The sequence below is a fragment of the Fervidobacterium pennivorans genome, assembly GCF_001644665.1.
Taxonomy (GTDB): domain Bacteria; phylum Thermotogota; class Thermotogae; order Thermotogales; family Fervidobacteriaceae; genus Fervidobacterium; species Fervidobacterium ngatamarikiense.
The window spans coordinates 1,739,189-1,758,140 of record NZ_CP011393.1 but is presented as its reverse complement, the minus strand read 5'-3'; the positions used below and the strand labels follow the sequence as shown (position 1 = coordinate 1,758,140).

The 18,952-nt window shown below is 40.5% G+C and carries 17 protein-coding genes; 6 read left to right on the top strand and 11 right to left on the bottom strand.

The window, feature by feature from the left end; genetic code table 11:
- The first annotated feature begins 14 nt into the window (after positions 1-14).
- Positions 15-1,472, top strand: a complete 1,458-nt coding sequence (locus JM64_RS08115; RefSeq protein ID WP_064012194.1) for a hypothetical protein — start codon at positions 15-17, stop codon at positions 1,470-1,472.
- Between the two features lies 1 nt (position 1,473).
- Here JM64_RS08115 and JM64_RS08110 read toward each other — a convergent pair whose 3' ends face one another.
- From JM64_RS08110 to JM64_RS08070, 9 genes are all read right to left on the bottom strand, one after another.
- On the bottom strand, positions 1,474-2,418 hold the full coding sequence (locus JM64_RS08110; protein ID WP_145974449.1) for an AAA family ATPase: 945 nt from the start codon (positions 2,416-2,418) through the stop codon (positions 1,474-1,476).
- On the bottom strand, positions 2,418-2,624 hold the full coding sequence (locus tag JM64_RS10185; protein WP_014451575.1) for a DUF6485 family protein: 207 nt from the start codon (positions 2,622-2,624) through the stop codon (positions 2,418-2,420). Before JM64_RS10185 ends, JM64_RS08110 begins: the two co-directional genes overlap by 1 nt.
- Before the next feature lie 70 nt (positions 2,625-2,694).
- Positions 2,695-3,750 (bottom strand): N-acetylglucosamine-6-phosphate deacetylase, encoded by a 1,056-nt coding sequence (nagA, locus tag JM64_RS08100; protein ID WP_064012193.1) that lies wholly within the window; start codon positions 3,748-3,750, stop codon positions 2,695-2,697.
- A gap of 34 nt (positions 3,751-3,784) precedes the next feature.
- The gene (locus tag JM64_RS08095; RefSeq protein WP_033191761.1) at positions 3,785-4,720 is read right to left on the bottom strand and encodes an SIS domain-containing protein; all 936 of its coding nucleotides are present in this window, start codon (positions 4,718-4,720) and stop codon (positions 3,785-3,787) included.
- 26 nt (positions 4,721-4,746) lie between these two features.
- Positions 4,747-5,883, bottom strand: a complete 1,137-nt coding sequence (locus JM64_RS08090; RefSeq protein WP_231882349.1) for an anhydro-N-acetylmuramic acid kinase — start codon at positions 5,881-5,883, stop codon at positions 4,747-4,749.
- Between the two features lie 19 nt (positions 5,884-5,902).
- Entirely contained in the window at positions 5,903-6,910 is a 1,008-nt protein-coding gene (locus JM64_RS08085) for a serine hydrolase domain-containing protein (protein ID WP_064012192.1), read from the bottom strand.
- 37 nt (positions 6,911-6,947) lie between these two features.
- Complete coding sequence (locus tag JM64_RS08080) at positions 6,948-7,946, bottom strand: ABC transporter ATP-binding protein (protein ID WP_064012191.1); 999 nt, start codon at positions 7,944-7,946, stop codon at positions 6,948-6,950.
- A gap of 30 nt (positions 7,947-7,976) precedes the next feature.
- The gene (locus tag JM64_RS08075) at positions 7,977-8,975 is read right to left on the bottom strand and encodes an ABC transporter ATP-binding protein (protein WP_082868367.1); all 999 of its coding nucleotides are present in this window, start codon (positions 8,973-8,975) and stop codon (positions 7,977-7,979) included.
- 12 nt (positions 8,976-8,987) lie between these two features.
- Positions 8,988-10,067: an ABC transporter permease gene (locus JM64_RS08070; protein WP_064012190.1), complete on the bottom strand. Its 1,080-nt coding sequence runs from the start codon at positions 10,065-10,067 to the stop codon at positions 8,988-8,990.
- Between the two features lie 238 nt (positions 10,068-10,305).
- Here JM64_RS08070 and JM64_RS08065 point away from each other — a divergent pair, with 238 nt between their 5' ends.
- Entirely contained in the window at positions 10,306-11,454 is a 1,149-nt protein-coding gene (locus JM64_RS08065; RefSeq protein WP_011994508.1) for an IS110 family RNA-guided transposase, read from the top strand.
- A 123-nt stretch (positions 11,455-11,577) separates the two neighbouring features.
- Here JM64_RS08065 and JM64_RS08060 read toward each other — a convergent pair whose 3' ends face one another.
- On the bottom strand, positions 11,578-12,555 hold the full coding sequence (locus tag JM64_RS08060) for an ABC transporter permease (RefSeq protein WP_231882343.1): 978 nt from the start codon (positions 12,553-12,555) through the stop codon (positions 11,578-11,580).
- 81 nt (positions 12,556-12,636) lie between these two features.
- Positions 12,637-14,409 carry an ABC transporter substrate-binding protein gene (locus tag JM64_RS08055; RefSeq protein ID WP_064012189.1) on the bottom strand — a complete coding sequence of 591 codons (1,773 nt, stop codon included), beginning with the start codon at positions 14,407-14,409 and terminating at the stop codon, positions 12,637-12,639.
- Positions 14,410-14,627: 218 nt separating this feature from the next.
- On the opposite strand from JM64_RS08055, the gene JM64_RS08050 reads away from it, so the two are divergent.
- Genes JM64_RS08050 through JM64_RS08035 form a run of 4 tightly spaced genes read left to right on the top strand, consistent with a single transcriptional unit; the run spans position 14,628 to position 18,950 of the window.
- Positions 14,628-15,722, top strand: coding sequence for an exo-beta-N-acetylmuramidase NamZ family protein (locus tag JM64_RS08050; RefSeq protein ID WP_064012188.1), 1,095 nt, complete (start codon positions 14,628-14,630; stop codon positions 15,720-15,722).
- A gap of 47 nt (positions 15,723-15,769) precedes the next feature.
- On the top strand, positions 15,770-17,272 hold the full coding sequence (nagZ, locus tag JM64_RS08045) for a beta-N-acetylhexosaminidase (RefSeq protein ID WP_064012187.1): 1,503 nt from the start codon (positions 15,770-15,772) through the stop codon (positions 17,270-17,272).
- Positions 17,269-18,234, top strand: a complete 966-nt coding sequence (murQ, locus tag JM64_RS08040) for an N-acetylmuramic acid 6-phosphate etherase (RefSeq protein ID WP_064012186.1) — start codon at positions 17,269-17,271, stop codon at positions 18,232-18,234. Before nagZ ends, murQ begins: the two co-directional genes overlap by 4 nt.
- Positions 18,231-18,950: a GntR family transcriptional regulator gene (locus JM64_RS08035; RefSeq protein WP_231882341.1), complete on the top strand. Its 720-nt coding sequence runs from the start codon at positions 18,231-18,233 to the stop codon at positions 18,948-18,950. The genes murQ and JM64_RS08035 overlap by 4 nt, the downstream gene beginning before the upstream one ends.
- Positions 18,951-18,952 lie beyond the last annotated feature (2 nt).

Sequence of the window (18,952 nt, the reverse complement as noted above, 5' to 3'; positions counted from 1 at the left end):
ACTGAGGTGAAATGATGGGAAAGTACAAGAAGATGAATGAAACACTAAGAAATATATTAATTTTGGCCTCGATAATCCTTTCGTTAACTATGCCAAGTGCTGAACTGTTTGGGGACTTGCATTTTTGGGTCCTCACCATGTTGCTTGCTATTTACGCTCTATTGAAATCTAAAATAATCTCTCGAATTTTTCTTGCTCTTTCAGCACTGTACGCACTTTCTTTTTTTAAAACAGATTCCATAAAATATCTATTCGTGATAGTTCTTTTGGCTTTAAGCATTAAAGAGCGGATTCAAAACAGATGGTTGACGACAGCACTTTATTTTTCAGCGCTGGCATTTTTTAACCATTATCTGTCTTTCATCTTCGTCATTTCCTTCGTGCTACTTAATTTTGCAGACCTTCCGCAATTCAAGAACATTTTCGAGGACAAATTGCGTGCGAAAAAGGTGAGTCTCATTATAGTTATATTCGTTGTATTCCTTTTACTACCACTCCCTGATGTGAGATTTGACATAGTCAAGGTAGTGCAATCGAGAGAAGGTGCTGTATCTGAGAATTCTGCCCAGCAAAAAGAAGAGTACACCATAAGAGTTCCAGTTAACGGTAGTAAGAATCTTTCCAATCAAGTATCTGAAACTGCTGAGGGCAACAATCCAAGTTTCGTTGAGAAAATAGAAAATTTAGCAAGAGAGAGATTATTCAAGTTGTTAGAAACTTTGTCGATGGTAGCTATAACGATAGGTTTGCTCTATGTTTTAACTATCACAATGAAGGCTCCGAAAGACCAAAGAAGGTCGATAATTTCCAGTTTTTGGGTTACTGTGGTTGTTTTGCTCTTTTTCATGTTTGTGCTTGCCCCCACGATTTTTGATATCATCGGCAATCTAAAGTCACAAGGCACATTGGAATCTGAATCTATGGCTGGTAATTCGTCTTACCAACAAGGTCATGCAACGAGTGTAGTTATCCCAGAAGAAGTAAGAACATCAGCAACCTCACCTAAAACCAATTTTGATCACGCTCTTTTCATTTTCCAGATTTTGGCAACTGTTTCAGGCCTTTTTGCCGTATTACTTCTTGGAAAGCTGTACTACGATTTCCTAATTCAAAAAACTACCGAGGAAGAACAAACCGAGAATACGCTTGTAAATCAACCAGTAGTCTATCAAACCCATCTTTCGTACGACGAAATTCTCACTCTTTCTGGGGCCGAGTTTGTGCACCATGCATACCATTTTGTTAGGCAAAATCTCTTCAAAGGTCTCGACCATTTAACGCCTTATGAACTTTTGGATAAGTTTGATATTCCAGAACTCAGGGATTTAACTGTCAAGTACGTCGATGTGGAGTATGCGTTTAAGATAGAGGTAACGCAAAAAGATATAGAGAACATAAAGTCGGACTTCATCAAGCTTGTTGAACACGCAGATAAATTGTTTCAACGAATACTTTCAAAGCAAGACAAATGATTTATTTTTCCACAACAACCGGTACTTTTTCAAGAATGTCGTTTAGAATGTCTTCTTTTGCTTCTCTTAGAATCTTCGATTCCGTGTTTTGAATAATTCTATGAATCAAAACATATGGGGCTACTTTCTTCACATCATCTGGAAGCACGAAGTCCCTTCCGTTGATATACGCCCACGCCATGCTGACATGCATTAATGCAAGGCTTCCTCTCGGACTCGAACCATACTTAAGCGATTCATGACGCCTTGTTGCATCGACGATATTTACGATGTATTCCTTGACTTCTTGACTTATCTTGACTTCTCTAACTCTAAGTTTCTCGTTCGAAAATTCTTCTGATGTTCCAACCGCTTTCAATTCATCAATGGGATGCCTCACTTTTTGAGATTCAAGGATTTCCATCTCGCTTTCTTTGTCAGGATACCCAAGACTTATTCTTATTGTAAATCTATCTAGCTGGGCTTCCGGAAGCGGAAAAGTTCCTTCGTATTCTATTGGATTTTGTGTCGCTATTACGAAGAAGTTGTTTGACAATTTATGTGTTACACCATCCACCGTGACCTGCCTTTCCGCCATAGCCTCTAATAGTGCCGATTGCGTTCTTGGTGTAGCACGGTTGATTTCATCAGCTAAAAGAATATCGGTAAATACAGGGCCTTCTCTAAAAACAAACGTTTCCGTCTTCCTGTCGTAAATTGACAAACCTGTCAAATCCGTGGGAAGTAAATCTGGTGTGAATTGTACGCGCTTAAAGTTAAGGCCAAGAGATATTGCAAGTGACCGGGCAAGTATGGTTTTACCAACACCGGGAACGTCTTCCAACAGAACGTGACCGCCCGCATACATGGCAGCGAGCACGATTTTTATCTGCTCACTTTTGCCCTTGATAACTTTCTCAACGTTTTCGATAACTCTTTCGTGCAACTTCTTTTGAGTTTTCTCCATTATTTTCTTCCCCTATCCCTGATGAAGTTTTCTATAGACCTATCCCAAGTGCGCTCTCCTTCTTTGGTGAAAAAGCAACCCGGGATTTCTCCGAGGCTTCTGTGGTATGCCACGCACTCGCAACACTTTCCTCGTTTATCACACGAAAGGTATGTGCAGGTACAATTTTTGAGGTTCTTTTCCAAAGATGGACATCCTGCTGGCATCGAAATTCCCCCCGTTTGCTGTTTTTCCAATTTATTTACCAAGTCTACAATAAATTATAACTCACACCACTCAGAAATTCCAGACCTTCTTGATGTTCAAATCTTTATCAAGTAGGATTAGCTTTGCGGGGTGTCCTTTTTTTATCCTGCCACCGTTCAAATTCAGGTCTTTGCAGGCGTTGTATGAACTGACCATGGCTAATTCTTTTAGCGAACAATCCGTGAACTTCACAAAGTTCTTTATAGCCTCAGAAAATCTCAAAGTGCTTCCAGCCAACGTTCCGTCGTGGAGTTTAGCTATACCGTTCTCAACTCTTACATGCAGGTCTCCAAGCATGTAACTGCCATCCTTTAGTCCGGCTGCACTTATGCTATCTGTTACAAGTATTATTCGCTGTGCACCTTTGATTTTGTAAACCAATCTCACAAAATCTGGTGAACAATGAATGCCGTCTGCTATAATCTCTAGTGTGAAATCCAACAACAATCCTGCACCTGTCACACCGAGTTCTCTGTGATGTAGCGGGCTGAGTGCATTTGGAAAGTGTGTGATCCTTTTGAAACCATTCTCAAACGCCGATTTGACCTGCTCAAAAGTCGCATCGGAATGCCCCAACGATATTCTGATGCCTTTCACTTCACAGCTTCTGGCAAATTCCATAAAGGTGTCGTATTCCGGAGCAACGGTTATCATTCCAATGTAGGATAAAGGAAGATATCTTTCAAGTTCATGAACATCCCTTGGTGGCGGTTGAATATACGCTTCGTTGTGTGCGCCTTTTCTTTTACTGGCTATGAACGGGCCTTCTATGTGCAGTTTCAAGTCCGAAGGAAGGTTAATTTCACTCAATTTGGTTAAAGGGCATGTAACTGTTGTTGGTTGAAAATACCAAACTCCTTCCAGAGCTTCGAATTCTTTGAACTTTTTGAAATCTTCTTGTGAAGCCGTCATCGTGTCGATACCTTTTATCCCATGTATATGTGGATCAACAAACGCTGGCATGAGGATATTATCATAAGTTGATTTATTTGATTTCTTAACGTCTAAAATTACGTCTTCAAACTCCACACTGCCTACGTATTCACCGTCCAACGGATCTACTATCAGCACGTTTTCAATTATCATATGTTCACTCCTTTTCATCGAATTTTTGATTTATTCATAAGTCTTCAAGTGAGACAAACTTTGTGAGTCCGTGAGGTTTGTCAGGGTTCAGACCTTTGTGTATGGCCCGTTTGTATCCTAGAATTTGGCTGTATAAATTTAGAACCTGTACTTCAAAAAGCGATTCGTCCGTGCATGAGGTTATAATTTCAGCACTCGCCCCACGGTTGATGATGTCATTAGCTAAATCTTCTTCAAGTGGACTTGGATTTCGGAATTCGGAGAAAATCACAACGTGGGATTTTTCGGAAAGTAGTGCGATCGGACCGTGACGATACTCGAGTGTTTCGTGAAATTCGGTGTGATCAAGCGATAGCTCTTGGACCTTCAAAGCACTCTCTCTGGCCATATAGTAACGTTCTCGATAACCCAAGAACACAAAATGGCTCTTGTTAGAAACTATCTGCTCGGAGGTCTTTTCATCGAATTTCTTAAGATATTCTTCAGGGTTGACGTCAATTTGCTTAATAGCGTTCAAAAAGAGCCTAAGTATTGCCGAAAAACTTGCGGTCATGATTACGGATTCTTCATGAGCGAAATCCAGTTCGTACGTTGAGTCACAAGCAGCAGCTAACGGCGTGTTCTTATCGCATGTGACTCCAAGCGTTCGAATCCTTCCCTTCAGCATTTCAGCAACCTTTACTGTCTCGGTTGTAAAACCTGTTCGGGAAATCAAAATGGCATGGTCAAAATTACTAACTAACTCTTCGACCATTTCTTTGATCAATACCTCACCGGCTGTTATGGCTTTTGCAGTGAAACCGTACCTGGTCATAACTTCCGATACTATTAGTCCGGCGTTATACGAACTACCACAGCCTATGAATATGTATCTTTTTCCACTTTCAAACTGTGGGGGTGTTAACTCATCGACGATTTCAAAGAGCTTGCCTACTTTCGTTATTTCATCGTAAGTCTTGAAACTCGACATGCTTAAATCCCTCCGAAGTTTCAAATTTAAACTGGAAGTGCTAACTTACCAAGAACCGAAGGTTTGATAGCTCCGGTGACCGTACTATAGTGTGCAAGTCCCCTCAAGAAGAGTTCGCCAAGTAGTGCAATAGCGATTGCTTCTCTAAAGTTGATCAGCGTTTCATCTGGAACGATGATTTCGAAACCTAAGTCTCTTAAATCATTTGTTAGCGTCCTATTGTAAGCACCTCCTCCAACAACAACCAATCTTTTTACTTGAAGTGCATGTAATCTAATGTTTTTTTCGATGCTTTGTGCGGTAAACCTTACAAGTGTTCTTAGTAAGTCCAAGTAATCAATTTTCCCTGCTTTGGCAAGTGCGTTATTTAAGAATTCGTCGTTGTAAACTTCACGACCCGTTGTTTTCGGGGGCTTCTTTTCCGCGTAAACTCTGTCTTGTTCCATAAAGATTTTGAGTAAATTCTCGTCAAGGTTACCTTGACCTGATATTTCACCGTTCACATCGTACTTCACATTAAAATATTTTTGACAGACCAAGTCCACCAGACAATTCCCCGGTCCGGTATCGAAAGCTATTAGGTTTCCATCACTGTTAAGCGTTGTTATGTTAGAAATCCCACCAACGTTGAGGACCGCAGTCTGTTCGTCTCTTATTAAAAACAAAGAATCGAAATAAGCGCTTATGGGCGCACCTTGGCCACCAAGTGCCACGTCTTTCTTTCTAAAATCAAATACCACAGGTTTACCCAGCTCTACGGCAAGCACGTCGGCTTCGCCTAACTGAAGAGTCGCACCTTCCGAAGGTAAGTGGTACACAGTCTGACCGTGGTATGCGATAAAATCAAAGTTCAAATTTAAGTCTTTCACCATACGTGCATGAAGTCTAGCCAACTCAAAATTGATGCGGGTAACGTACTCAACATCCGCCAATCTTTTGTCGTATGATTCCAAAATTCTCTTTTGAAATTCTTTTTCGTACGAAACGGTGACCGCCTTCTTGATTTGAAACGTTAAGTTATTATCCTCGTACTTAAAAGTAACGTTGGCGATATCCAGTCCATCAGCAGATGTTCCGGACATCAGACCCAAAATTGTGTGTTCTGGTTTTTCTAAATCTTGCAAGAATTTACTCCAATCCCACAATTTGACCAATTTTTCCAACCATTCACCCCCAGCAATCTCACAACAAATTTGCAAAGATAACGTTATGTACAAGCATCCTTATTCTTTGTATACGCTGGTCCCAGCGATCGTAAAAACATTTGTTTGTTAACAAGATTACATGAAGACCTTCTGGAGTTATCCAGAGGCTGGTACCTGTGAAGCCAGTATGCCCAAACATTCGCTCGTTGCCAAAATCCCCTGAGCTTCCTCCTTTAACTGGGGCCATCCATCCCAAGTGTCTTTTGGTATTCGGATCGGATGGATCTTGGACAAGTGTTTCAGTGAAAAGTTTTAAAACGTTTTTTGTAACATACTCACCTTTGAGGAGTCGAAGAACGTATGTGTGTATGTCCCTTGCGGTTGAAAATAAACCAGCATTTCCACTAACACCGCCTATGTAATAAGCCAACTCATCGTCGGGTTCGCCCCTTAACCTTTTTCCGTCTCTCACACTTGTGGGGGCACATCTCTCTACTTCCCGAGGTCTGAACAAAGTATTCGGTAGGTTGAGCAAACTTAGTACATAGGTATCAAAACTTTGACTGGTTATCTGTTCAACGATGGCCATCAATGTAATAAAGTTCAAGCATGAGTACTGCATCTTACCGCGACAAGTTGGCTGTATGCGTATCACTTCATTCTTTAATTGCTCTCCTCTTAATATTCTCCACAGGTCACTGTAAGGCTGAATACCTGAAGTGTGCGTTAGTAATTCAAATATCGTGACCTTTTCCTTTTCCTCAGGCACATCGAGAAAAAGTCCCACACTATCGCTTAATGTAAGGCGACCTTCTTCGAGAAGTTTCATGACAGCGGTCGTCGTTGCTATGACTTTTGTAATGCTTGCCAAATCGTACAAGGTTGAAAGTTCCACTGGAGTTTCTTCATCTAACGTGCCGTAAGCCTTTTCGTAAATGACACCGTTAAGATCTCCTACTAACAGAACTGCACCTGGAAACACTTTCTCGTCAATACCTGAGTATATAATCTCGTCAACCCTCTTCCAAAAATTCGTTTTACTCATTTCTAACACTCCTTCTGACTATAACTGTTTTCAAGTTCTATCCTTGTGGAAAATGACAAGCCACTTTGTGTTCGACTCCTGTTAGTTGAGGTTTTTCTTTTTTGCATACGTCTTGAGCGTATGGACAACGTGGATGGAACGGACAACCGGAAGGTGGATTTATTGGACTTGGTGGCTCTCCCTCGAGTGTCAATTTATGAAATTTCCGAGCTTTTGGATTCCAGTCTGGAATAGCTTGCATCAAAGAGATGGTGTAGGGATGAAGAGGTCTTGAAAATACTTCGTCTGAGTTTCCCTCTTCAACCACATTCCCAAGGTACATAATGTAAATCCGATCACTCAAATATCTTACAACGTCTAAGTTATGTGAGATGAACAGGTAGCTCATATGATACTCGGACCTCAGGCTGGCAAGTAAATTGATTATCTGGTTTTGAACCGATACATCCAGCGCGGAGGTCGGTTCATCGCAAACTATCAGTCTTGGTTTTAAAGCAATAGCACGTGCGATGGCTATTCTCTGTCTTTGACCGCCTGAGAATTCGTGAGGATATCGACTCAACATATCCGGGTTTAAACCTACTTTTTGCATAAGTTCTTTTACGTACTCTTGCTCTTCTTTCCTGTTTTCAAAAATGCGATGTGCTCGCAGTGGTTCTGCGATGACTTCATATATGCTCATTCTCGGATCAAGTGAATCAAACGGATTTTGGTATATCATCTGAATGTCTCTTCTGAAAGCGGAACTCACATCTCCAAGTTTGCGTGTAACATCGTATTCTTTTTCGTCTTTGAAGAACAGAATCTTCCCCTCAGTAGGTTCATGGATTTTAACGATCAGCTTTGCTAAAGTTGTCTTACCACACCCTGATTCACCCACAACTCCAATCACTGTATCTTTTTGAATTGACAGAGAAACATTTTCAAGAGCTTTTACCCAACCCTTTATTTGTAAAAAAACGCCCGCTCTTATTGGGAAATACTTCTTGAGATTCACCAAATCAATTATTTTGTTTTGAGGACTATCAAAATTCATTTGTTTTCACCTCGCGAAGCTCTGCAAGCTTTAAGCTCTGTTTTCTTCAGCATAAAGATGACAACTAACAACATGAGAACCCAGCTCGAAAGTACCAGGTTCTTGTTTTCTGCAAATATCCATTGCATATTTGCATCTTGGGTGGAATGGACAACCTTCGGGTATCTGCGTTGAAGACGGAACAAATCCGGGGATGTAAGGTAATTCCCTACCTCTTATGGCAGATTTGATTTTTGACTCAAGCAACCCTTTTGTGTAAGGATGTAACGGAGATTCAAATATGTCGTAGACGCTTCCTTGCTCCACAACCCTACCAGCATACATGACAATCACTCGGTCTGCGATCTCCGCAACAATTCCAAGGTCGTGCGTAATAAATATCGTGGACATTTTCATCTCTTGTTTCAGTTCGTTCATCAGTTTTAGTACCTGCGCCTGTATGGTTACATCTAAAGCTGTGGTTGGCTCGTCTGCAATTAGGATCTCCGGGTTTGTTATAAGCGCCAAGGCTATCATTATTCTTTGAAGCATTCCTCCGCTCATTTGATGAGGATATTCATTGTAACGACGTTCTGCATCAGGGATATGTACCCTCCTCAGCATTGAAATAATAAGCTCTTTTGAGTCCTTCTTCTTTATACCAAGATGTTTTTCGACTACTTCAGCGATTTGATATCCAATCGTGTAAAGAGGATCGAAAGACGACATAGGTTCTTGGAAAACCATTGTTATATTTTTACCCCGTATACTGCTGATTAACATCGTCTCGGTGATTGGTTTAGATCTAAATTTGATTTCTCCGGAAATTATCGCAGGCGGAGATTTTAGTAAACCCATTATCGCCTGAGCGGTAACGCTTTTCCCACAACCAGATTCTCCAACTAGGGCCAGCGTTTCTTGCTTTTTGAGCGTGAAAGATATTCCATTGACCGCTCTCACAATAACCTCAGGGGTTCGAAAATGAACTTTTAAGTTTTCAACTTCAAGCACATTTTCCAGCATTTCCGCTTTTTGGTTGATAGTCTCCATGCTGAACACCTCTTACACCTTTTCGACGGTTCTGTAGGGATCAATAGCATCCCTTAAACCGTCACCCATGAAGTTGAATGCGAGTACGGAAATCATTATGAAAGCTCCTGGAATGATTAACCAGGGGTGAATCGCTATTTCTGACAGTGATTGTGCATCCTTTAAAAGAAGACCCCAGCTCGTCATTGGTTCTTTAATTCCAAGCCCGAGGAAGCTTATGGTACTTTCACCAAGTATCATTCCTGGAATTGACAGGGTTGCGACAACTATCAAATAACTGGATAAGTTAGGTATTATGTGCTTTGTTATAATCTTAAAGTCTTTAACACCGCATACCTTTGCAGCTACTACGAACTCCTTTTCTTTTAAACTAAGTGTCATCCCGCGAACTACTCTCGCAACACCCATCCATCCTATAAACGACAAAACGATTATTATTCCGAAATAAACCCATGTACTAGGCCAATTTGGTGGCAATATAACAGAAAGTGCGAGCCACAGTGGAATTCGTGGGAAGGACCGTAATACCTCAATTATCCTTTGTATGATAATATCGACCCATCCGCCGTAGTACCCAGAAATTGCACCAATTATTGCACCGATAACCAAACTGATAAAAGTTCCAAGTAAACACGCAGTGAGAGAAACCTTCGAACCTATAAGTGTGCGGGAAAAAAGGTCACGTCCGAATCTGTCTGCGCCAAAGAGAAGGAGCATCGCTTCCTGGGGATCTGCTTCCAAACCAAAGAGATGTATGTTGCTTTTTATACCAAAAAAGCTGTATTCTTCCCCTCTTACAAAGAGTTTAATCCTATACATCTGAGTCTTGTCTTCCTCAAATTTCAGGAGGAACGTCACAGGATCGCGTTCTTTTTTTACTCCATAAACGAATGGACCTACAAACTTGCCTTCGTGATAAAAATGTATCTTTGAGGGAGGAGCGTAGGAAAATTTCGAGTGTGTTGTTTGGTAGCTATATGGTGCTATGAAATCGCTGAATATCATTACCACATAAAGTATCACCACCACCCAAAAACCAAAGACGCCAAGTTTATGTTTTTTAAATTGTCTTATGATCCTCTTCGAAATCATTACTTCCACCCCTCGTATAATAAGTTCGGTAAAAATTAAAATTGGTCTTTGAAAATTGAATGCATATTTTTTAACACCTCTGGTAAAATAGTTTCAGGTTGCCCCTCCTTGAGACTTTGTTCTCTTAAATAAGATTGCCTAACTAGAGTACAGCTTTTTACTTGCCGGAAAATGTTTTGCCTCGTTTTCTTATGTACCGCGAGGTTGTAAGGCTGTACTCAATCCGGAGGTGATTCCTTTGGCTATTTTAGCTATTGATGTCTCAAAGAACTATCTTTCTTTCTTTTCTGATTTCATCGGTAGTGGGACTGTTGAGAACTCTCCTCAAGGTATTGTTGAACTTTTTAACAAAGCTTTTGCTTCTTCTTCCGATTTTTCTCTTGTCCTTGAATCAACTGGTGTTTTTTCTTTTAATGTCGCTAACTTCTTCTTTCAAAACAACGTACCTGTCTTTTGGGTTAAAACTGATAACATTAAGCTCTATCGCAAAATTCTCAATCGTCCTAAAACTGACAAAATCGATGCTGAACTTATTTTCTCTATCGCTTCTAAATTTCCTGAGTCTTTAGTCCCTTTTGTCAATAACTCATATATCATCTCTGAGCTTCGTAATCTCACCAGACTTTATTTAAAGTTCAACGAAGATATCGCTCGATTGAAACTTAGGCTCTATTCGTATGTTTCTCTTTATTTCCCTAAACTTGACTTTAAACTAAATAAGACTTTCGAATGCCTGCTTAAAGATTATACAATCGAAGAAATCGCAAACATGCCAATTGAAGAGTTATTTGAATATATTGCGAAAATTTCCAGACACAATGTCTCTTCACAAGTCTTAGCAGAAAAACTCCAAACTCTTGCTAAAGATGCCTTGAGGTTGTCTGTTAATCCTTCAAACACTCTGAGAATATCTATTGTTTCCACTATCGATTTGATACAGCACTATGAAAAACAAATCGAACTAGTAAAGAAAGAAATAAGTAAATTACTTAAAGTAATTTCGAACACACTAACAACAGTCAAAGGGATAGGAGAAATAACTGCAGCTGGAATTATAGCCGAAATAGGAGACATCAATCGTTTCGAAAAAGCCTCAGCGTTAGCATCATACGCAGGGCTTGTATGGACAATCAATCAAAGTGGAAATTACAAATCAGAAAACAACCAACTAACGAAAAAAGGGAACAAGTATCTAAGAACATACCTAGTAATGGCAGCGAACGGAGTAAAGACATACGATCCTGTATACAAAGAATATTATCGCAAAAAGTACGCAGAAGCAACAACACACAAACACATGAGAGCGCTAATATTAACTGCAAGGAAATTAGTAAATTTAGTGTATTATTTACTAAAGAACAACGTACCGTATGTACCGATGAAATAGGTAAAAAGAACGAAATCAAGTATGTGAAGAATGAAAGTGAAATATTAAGTTATTGAAAGTCAAAGTGTTGACTAGGTTTTTTATTTTTCTATTTTTTCTCCTCTTGACTTATTACCGGAAATCTTACGCTATCCTTATTCTTGGATCCAGGAGCGCCAAAGCTATATCAGCCAACAAATTGCCTATCTGTGTTATGAACGCTATAAACATCAGAAACGACATAACCAAGTATTGGTCGTGATTCAAAAGCGCGTTGTAAAAAAATGGACCTATTGTTGGAAGGTTTAAGACGATTGAGGCTATGATAGTGCCACTAAAAACATTTGGCAGCTCCATACCCGCAATACTTACCAATGGATTAAGTGCGTTCTTAACTGCGTGTCTTTTTATCACAGCTTCGTCCAAACCTCTTGCCCTTAGTGCTGTTATGAAAGGTGAACCGATGGTGTCCAGCAAGTTCGCTCTCATGATGCGGTATAACCCACCTACACCACTCACACCTATCACTATCAGCGGTATCCAAAGATGCTTTAACAAGTCTATAAATTTGGCAAGCGACCAGGGTGCTCCGATAAATTCAGGAGAAAATAGGCCCCCTATGTACGTATATCCTGCATTTAAAGCGAAGTACATCAAAATCAAGGCTAAAAAGAATTCCGGTATTGATATACCTATGAAGGCTATGACAGCGAATGTGTAATCCCAGAAGCTGTAAGGACGAAATGCTGAAAAGATACCAAGGGGTATAGCGATAAGCCATTGAAGAAGAATGGTCATTAGCGATATTCCTACAGTCCAACCCATTCTCTCCCAAATTAACTCAAAGACAGGTCGCTGATAGGAAAAACTATAACCAAAATCGAGCTTTGTAACGATGTTCCTGACCCACAAAAAGTACCTGTAATACGCTGGTTTATCAAGCCCGAGTTCACGCTTTAAAGCTTCGATCTGTTCAGGTGAAATTCTTGGGTTATCGAGATACTGTGAAAGGAAATCTCCAGGTTGGAGCTCGGTGATCGTGAAACATATTATCGACACTATAACCATCATTGGTATCATTATCAATATCCTTCGTACGATAAAGCTAACCAGGTTCTCCATCTTGTTCCCCCCGTGTGGAATTTTAAAAAGCGAGGGGAGCAAAGCTCCCACTCGCTTGTGATGATTTTTGTCAAGGAGTAATCATTTTCTGAAGGTTGTCCAGACAGTGAAAGTAGGTAGTCCTTCGGGTGACTGAACAACGTTTCCAAGAGATTTATGAGCACCAAAGAAGTTCATCTGTCTCGCGACGAATATGACCGGCAAGTATTTGTAGTATAATTCCTGCCATTCATCGTAGAGCGCCTTTCGCTTCTTCGGATTCATTTCTATCTGGGCTTTTTCAAAGATTTCCCAAATCCGCTTCTCCCAATCAAACATCTCCGAGAAAACAGGTGATGGAGGATTTGTGTTTCTGTTCATTGTAGAATAGTGCCAGTAGTACAGTTGCTGGCCAGGTTGCCATATAGCCTTTCTTAACTGCGGATCTGGTTGATTTCCGAAAGCCCTGATACCGCATTCAAAGTTACCAGCTCCAAACATCTGCCCAACGACCGAGGAATCAAGTATCTGGAGATTTGTTTTCACACCTATTTTCTTCAGTTCTTCGCTAAATATGTACGCGATTTGTTGATAATCCTTTGGTTGATTCTGCACCAAAATTGTGAATTCGAAAGTTGTGCCATCTGGAAAGTCTCTAAGGCCATCTTTGTTCTTGTCGACAAGTCCAAGTGAGTCAAGAATGCTGGCTGCTTTTTTCAAATCAAACGGTCTCATGAGCTGTTCCACTTTTGGGTTGTAGAACGCCTTGTTAGTTGGCAGCATGAGACCACCGCCTGGAATAGCAAGCCCGTTGTAAACTTCCTCAATTATTCTGTTCCTGTTCAGAGCATATTCCATAGCCTCTCTGAATTCAAGCTTCCTAAATATCTCTCTCAGTTTGGGGTTTGCTGTGTCAAAATTGAACGAGATATGTACAGGGCTTGGTGTAGAACCGACTGGTTTAGAAGCGAATGTCACATAAGGAGCATTCCCTGCAACCTCAATTTGCTTGAGTCTTGGGTAGTCTGCGGCAGATATGGCCATGTAGTCAATTTCGCCGGCTATAAACTTAGCAAGCCTAATTTCTGGGTCTTTAATGATTAAGTACTCGAGCTTGTCGAAGTACGGTAGCTGGTTACCATATGGATCCTTCTTCCAGAAATACGGATTCCTTTCCAAAACAATTTTTTGGTCCACAATTACCTGCGACAACTTGTAAGGACCGTTTACAACGATTTCAGACGGCGAAACGTTAGTTAGCCAGAGTTTGTTCACAGAAGCTAAATCGTTCTTATCAATCAGAGGTTCGAGTTTATGCTTTGGATAGATGTAAACAGCTGTCAAAACTGTTAAAAACGCACCGTATGGTGATGGGAGTTCAGCTCTGACAACCTTGTTGTTTATCTTTGTCCATGTGATTGGCTTGTTTACACCTTTTTCGTCGGGGATCGTAAATCTGTCAACTGAGTTACCACGCGCATATTTGTTCATCACAAAATACTGCATGGTGAATATGAGATCGTCTGCTGTGATTGGTTTTCCGTCAGACCATAACGCATCCCTTAAGTAGAACCAAACCTGCTTACCATCACTGGAGACTGTCCAAGACTTGGCAAGCCCGGGTCTAATCTCGTTTGTTATTGGGTGGTACTCGACAAGTGGCGACATAAGAGGTCCCATTATAACAGTGTACGCTGAGCTATCCAGCGAACCATACAGAAGGAAGGACTCTGGTGTTGAAGCTAAAGCCAATCTAAGTGTTCCTCCGGTCTTCGGTTGTGAGGAACTGCATAGCATCTTGTCTTCGGTGAAGAATTCTGTGGCAAGTAATACAACCGATAGAACTACCAAAAACCATACAAGCAACTTTCTCATACTCTACTCACCCCCTTGGAAGTGTCCACCAAAATTATAGAACTTTGTTTGTTTTTTGCAAAATCAGAAAAAATGAGAAAGCTGTAGAATAGATCACTTAAGGAATATTATTTGCCAATATTTGCTGTAATATCATAAAAACAACATATTGTACATATGCTTCTTTGTTATATCATTTATATAGCTTCTTAAATAAGTCCTTTCGAATGGGTGATGTCATGAAGAAAAGAGTTTTAAACGGTATCGATGTATTAGACATTGAAAAACTCAAAGCATCCAATATAGCGCTCGTAATTAACTACTCATCAGTAAATCAAAAAGGGGAACATTTGCTTGACATACTGATGCGCTCTGCAATAAAAGTTGTTAGAATTTTTACTCCAGAGCACGGATTGTTCTTAAATGCTGATGGGCAAAAGATAGAGGATTTCATACATCCTCGCTACAGGATCCCGGTCACAAGTATTTACGGTTCCAGGTTCACCTTGGACTGTGATTTGTTACACGATGTAGATGTGGTTATTTACGACATTCAAGACGTAGGTTTACGATACTACACTTTCATCTATGCGCTGGCTGAGGTTGTTAAGGCGTGTGCAAAGTGTAGAAAGAAATTAGTAGTGCTCGATAGATTTAATCCGCTTGGCAGGAGGTTTTTCGGTCCAAGGATTCCACAAACACTTAATTCTATTGTAGGCGCTTATGAGCTGCCAGTTAGATATGGTCTTTCAACAGGTGAATTGGCACTGTACTATAAAAAGTTCTTTGGACTTGACGTGGAAATCGATATTATCAAATGTGTCGGCTGGAGCGGAGAAGACTTTTCAAAAATTGATACTTTTTGGAATGTTCCGTCCCCAAACTTACCAACTTTTTCTTCACTTATTTGTTATGCTGGGTTGTGTCTTTTTGAGGCTACCAACCTCAGTGTTGGTAGGGGTACAACTAAACCTTTTGAATTCATCGGTGCTCCTTGGTTGGACGAAGATGAAATGTACACTTATCTTAAGGGTAAGTTTCCGAATATGCTCTTTAGAAAAAGGCAATTCATTCCGCAGTTCCGAGAGTATGCGTATCAAGTTTGTAACGGTTTGGAATTTGTTCCCAGTCCGGAAGATAATTTTTTCGAAGTAGCAGTTGCTATTCTTGAATACTTGCAAGGCTACGAACAATTTGAGGTGAACAATAAGAGGATAGACATGCTTGCTGGTGTCGAGAATTTTATGGAAAGCAAGGATCAGTTACTGAATTTTAATTTGAATGACTATTTTGAATTCATATCTGATGTGCTCCTCTACAAAAACGAAGATTAGTACAAGGAAAAGAACAAATTAATCTCGTGAGTAGTGGGTGGAAAACTATGTTGGAAGCAGACGCAGGCAAGGTTTTTATGATAGGAATATACGGAAAAGAGCTAACCAAAGAAACAAAAAAGCTCCTGAATGAAATTAGACCTGGATTTGTTATTCTTTTTTCAAGAAATATCTCAACGCCGGAACAAGTAAAGAAATTAACGGAGGATATTTCAAATTTTCTCGGTTACCGTCCTGTTTTTGCCGTAGACCAGGAAGGTGGTAGTGTTCTCAGACTCAAGGACGGTTTTTCAACGTTGCCAAGTGCCATGGCTTGTGCTGCAACCGGTGATCCTCAATTAGTTGAGCGTGCAGTAAATGCAATGTCCTTAGAATTAAAGGCGGTAGGTATCGATTTTAACTTGGCACCGGTTGTCGATATCAACACCGATCCGTTCAATCCTGTGATAGGTACGAGGTCTTTCGGGGACGATGCCAGTACTGTAATAGCTTTTGCCTCAGCATTCTTAGAAGGTTCAAGAAATGCAAATGTCGTGACCTGCTTAAAACACTTTCCAGGGCTTGGTAGTGTTTCTGTCGACCCTCATTACGATTTACCAGTTCTCGACAAGTCGTACGATGAACTTTTCAGCTTCGACTTATTACCTTTTAAAAGATTAAACGCTGATGCACTAATGCCGTCGCACGTTTACGTACGTTCGATCCAAAGTGACGCACTTCCTGCATCGTTGTCAAAAGAGGTTGTACAAGGAATTGCCAGAAAGGTGCTAAACTTTCAGGGCCTTATAGTGTCTGACGATTTGTTGATGGGTGGTGTGAGCAAATTCTCTGTTGAAGATAGGGTAAAGTTGGCATTTGATGCTGGAAACGATGTGTTGGCCATCTGCCATGAACCAGAGTTACAGCTGCGTGCGTTTAAAGGTTTCAAAGAAATTGTAAATCGTGACCAGACATTAAGGACAAAATTATCTAAAACACTTGAAAAGGTTATAAGAGTTATAGAGTCTGTCCAGAATATAAACCGTCCATCAATTGAGATTGTAAATTGCGAGGAACATCAAAGTTTAATGAAAACAGTTGCAGAAAGGTCGGTTACATTCGTTCGACAAGAGAATTTGGAGATTCCTTTGAATGAGGTAGATGCTATACTTACAATGGTCAACCCACCGTTCTCGCCTGTCAGCGATAATCCGGATGACAATGTACCGAAGATTGTTCTGGAACTGGCAAAACACTTTACTGTAAGGTATTCGTGGTTCTCTGAGAAAAATTTGCCAAGTTTAGAGGAGATGAAAGGAAAACATATTTTGTTATTCACTTACGATGCCTATCGAAGCGACGTTCTAAAACACTTTATTATGGAACTGGAGAAATATGCCAACGTTCTTTTGGTTGCTCTGAGAAATCCTTACGATGCACTGCTTGTTAGAAATTCGATAGCTACGTACGGAAACCTTGTGGTACAGCAAGAAGCTCTTCTGAAAGTTTTAACTGGTAAAGTAAAAGCTACAGGAATTCTACCTTTTAAAGAAAGAGAGGTGCTTTTATGATAAATTTTTCAAAAAAGTCATCCTTTGAAGAACTGGAAACAGAGAAACCAAATCCTTTGACAGAGAACATAGACCAACTTGACACACTCAGCATATTGAGGATAATAAACGATGAGGACAGGAAGGTTGCATTGGCTGTTTCGGAGGTTCTTGATAAAATTGCGAAAGTCGTCGACTTTTGCGTTGAAGCGATAAAGGATAAGGGAAGAGTAATATACGCGGGTGCGGGAACAAGCGGTCGGATAGGCTACCTCGACGCAGTTGAAGTGGTTCCCACCTTCGGAATGCCACCTGATGTATTTGTTCCATTAATTGCTGGAGGCGAGGAAGCTTTGAAAAGATCAGTCGAAGCTGTTGAGGACAACTTCGAACTTGGTAGGGAGGATGCTCGAAAAGTTACTATATCGAGTAGAGATGTAGTCATAGGTATTACAGCAAGTGGAAGAACACCTTACGTCGGAGGTGTGCTCGATGTTGCAAGAGAACATGGCGCCAGAACGGTTTTAATTTGCAACGTTTCAAAACCAGCCTTAGCGGAGTATGCGGACATCGTGATTTCAATTAAAACAGGCCCAGAGGTAATAGCCGGCAGTACAAGGATGAAGGCTGGAACATCGCAGAAGATGGTTTTGAATATGATTAGTACGACAACGATGGTTAAGCTTGGGAAAGTTTACAAAAATCAGATGGTTGACGTTCTTGTTCTCAATGAAAAGCTGAAAGAAAGGGCGATCCGAATAATTATGAAAGTAACGGGTGTGGATTACAGAACTGCTTCTGAACATCTGAAAATTGCCGATAATAATACGAAAGTAGCTATCTTAATGATATTAACTGGAAAATCCAAAAACGAATGTGAAGTTCTTTTGGAAAACTACGGTAGTATTACACATGTGATGAGACACATAAGCACAAGCCAAGTAGAAGAAGCTCAAAATATTAAAAAGGAGGAGAGATCTTGATAAACAACCCTGCGCTTCCTTTGTATTACAAGATTTATTCCGAGTTAAGAACAAGGATTCTTAACGGGTATTATAAAGATGGAAAACTACCTCCTGAAATGGAGTTGTGCAAAGAGTTCAAGGCAAGTAGAATCACGGTAAGGAATGCGTTAGAACAGCTCAGACGCGAAGGTTTGATTGTTCGTTCCAAAGGCAGTGGTACTTTTATCAAGAGAGTAGAGAGTGAAGAAGAATTGACCAGGCTGACGGGTTTCACGGACGAGATGAAAGGAAAGAAAGTAAGCTCGAAAGTTTTGGAAAACAAGCTCGTGAGTGTTCCTCTGGAAGCTCAAGAGCAGTTCGGTTTACCAGCTGGAACCTTGGTAGTTCTGTTAAAACGTGTCAGGTACATCGATGGCAAACCTATAGCGATAGAATCGGCGTATCTAAACCCTTCTGTAGATCTCAGGATACTCAATATTCTCCACAAAGACATGGAAACTTCTTCGCTTTACCATTTTTTGCAAGACGAACTTTCAATCATGCTTTCTTACGCAGAAGAGATCCTTGAAGTTACTAAGGTTTCAAAAGAGGAAGCACAACTTTTGAACATCAAGCATGGTGAGTGTGCGATACTGAGAAAAAGATACACGTACACCGAGACTGGCAAATGTGTTGAATATGTTCTGTCAGTATACAGAGGAGACGAATACAAATTCAGAGTTATCCGGAAATGAAG

What these genes read in the sequence shown, in the direction of transcription:
- JM64_RS08115 (WP_064012194.1), top strand. Translation starts at nt 15, where the DNA reads ATGGGAAAGTACAAGAAGATGAATGAAACACTAAGAAATATATTAATT.
- JM64_RS08110 (WP_145974449.1), bottom strand. Translation starts at nt 2,418, where the DNA reads ATGGAGAAAACTCAAAAGAAGTTGCACGAAAGAGTTATCGAAAACGTT.
- JM64_RS10185 (WP_014451575.1), bottom strand. Translation starts at nt 2,624, where the DNA reads ATGCCAGCAGGATGTCCATCTTTGGAAAAGAACCTCAAAAATTGTACC.
- nagA (WP_064012193.1), bottom strand. Translation starts at nt 3,750, where the DNA reads ATGATAATTGAAAACGTGCTGATAGTAGATCCGTTGGACGGTGAATAC.
- JM64_RS08095 (WP_033191761.1), bottom strand. Translation starts at nt 4,720, where the DNA reads ATGTCGAGTTTCAAGACTTACGATGAAATAACGAAAGTAGGCAAGCTC.
- JM64_RS08085 (WP_064012192.1), bottom strand. Translation starts at nt 6,910, where the DNA reads ATGAGTAAAACGAATTTTTGGAAGAGGGTTGACGAGATTATATACTCA.
- JM64_RS08080 (WP_064012191.1), bottom strand. Translation starts at nt 7,946, where the DNA reads ATGAATTTTGATAGTCCTCAAAACAAAATAATTGATTTGGTGAATCTC.
- JM64_RS08075 (WP_082868367.1), bottom strand. Translation starts at nt 8,975, where the DNA reads ATGGAGACTATCAACCAAAAAGCGGAAATGCTGGAAAATGTGCTTGAA.
- JM64_RS08070 (WP_064012190.1), bottom strand. Translation starts at nt 10,067, where the DNA reads ATGATTTCGAAGAGGATCATAAGACAATTTAAAAAACATAAACTTGGC.
- JM64_RS08060 (WP_231882343.1), bottom strand. Translation starts at nt 12,555, where the DNA reads ATGGAGAACCTGGTTAGCTTTATCGTACGAAGGATATTGATAATGATA.
- JM64_RS08055 (WP_064012189.1), bottom strand. Translation starts at nt 14,409, where the DNA reads ATGAGAAAGTTGCTTGTATGGTTTTTGGTAGTTCTATCGGTTGTATTA.
- JM64_RS08050 (WP_064012188.1), top strand. Translation starts at nt 14,628, where the DNA reads ATGAAGAAAAGAGTTTTAAACGGTATCGATGTATTAGACATTGAAAAA.
- nagZ (WP_064012187.1), top strand. Translation starts at nt 15,770, where the DNA reads ATGTTGGAAGCAGACGCAGGCAAGGTTTTTATGATAGGAATATACGGA.
- murQ (WP_064012186.1), top strand. Translation starts at nt 17,269, where the DNA reads ATGATAAATTTTTCAAAAAAGTCATCCTTTGAAGAACTGGAAACAGAG.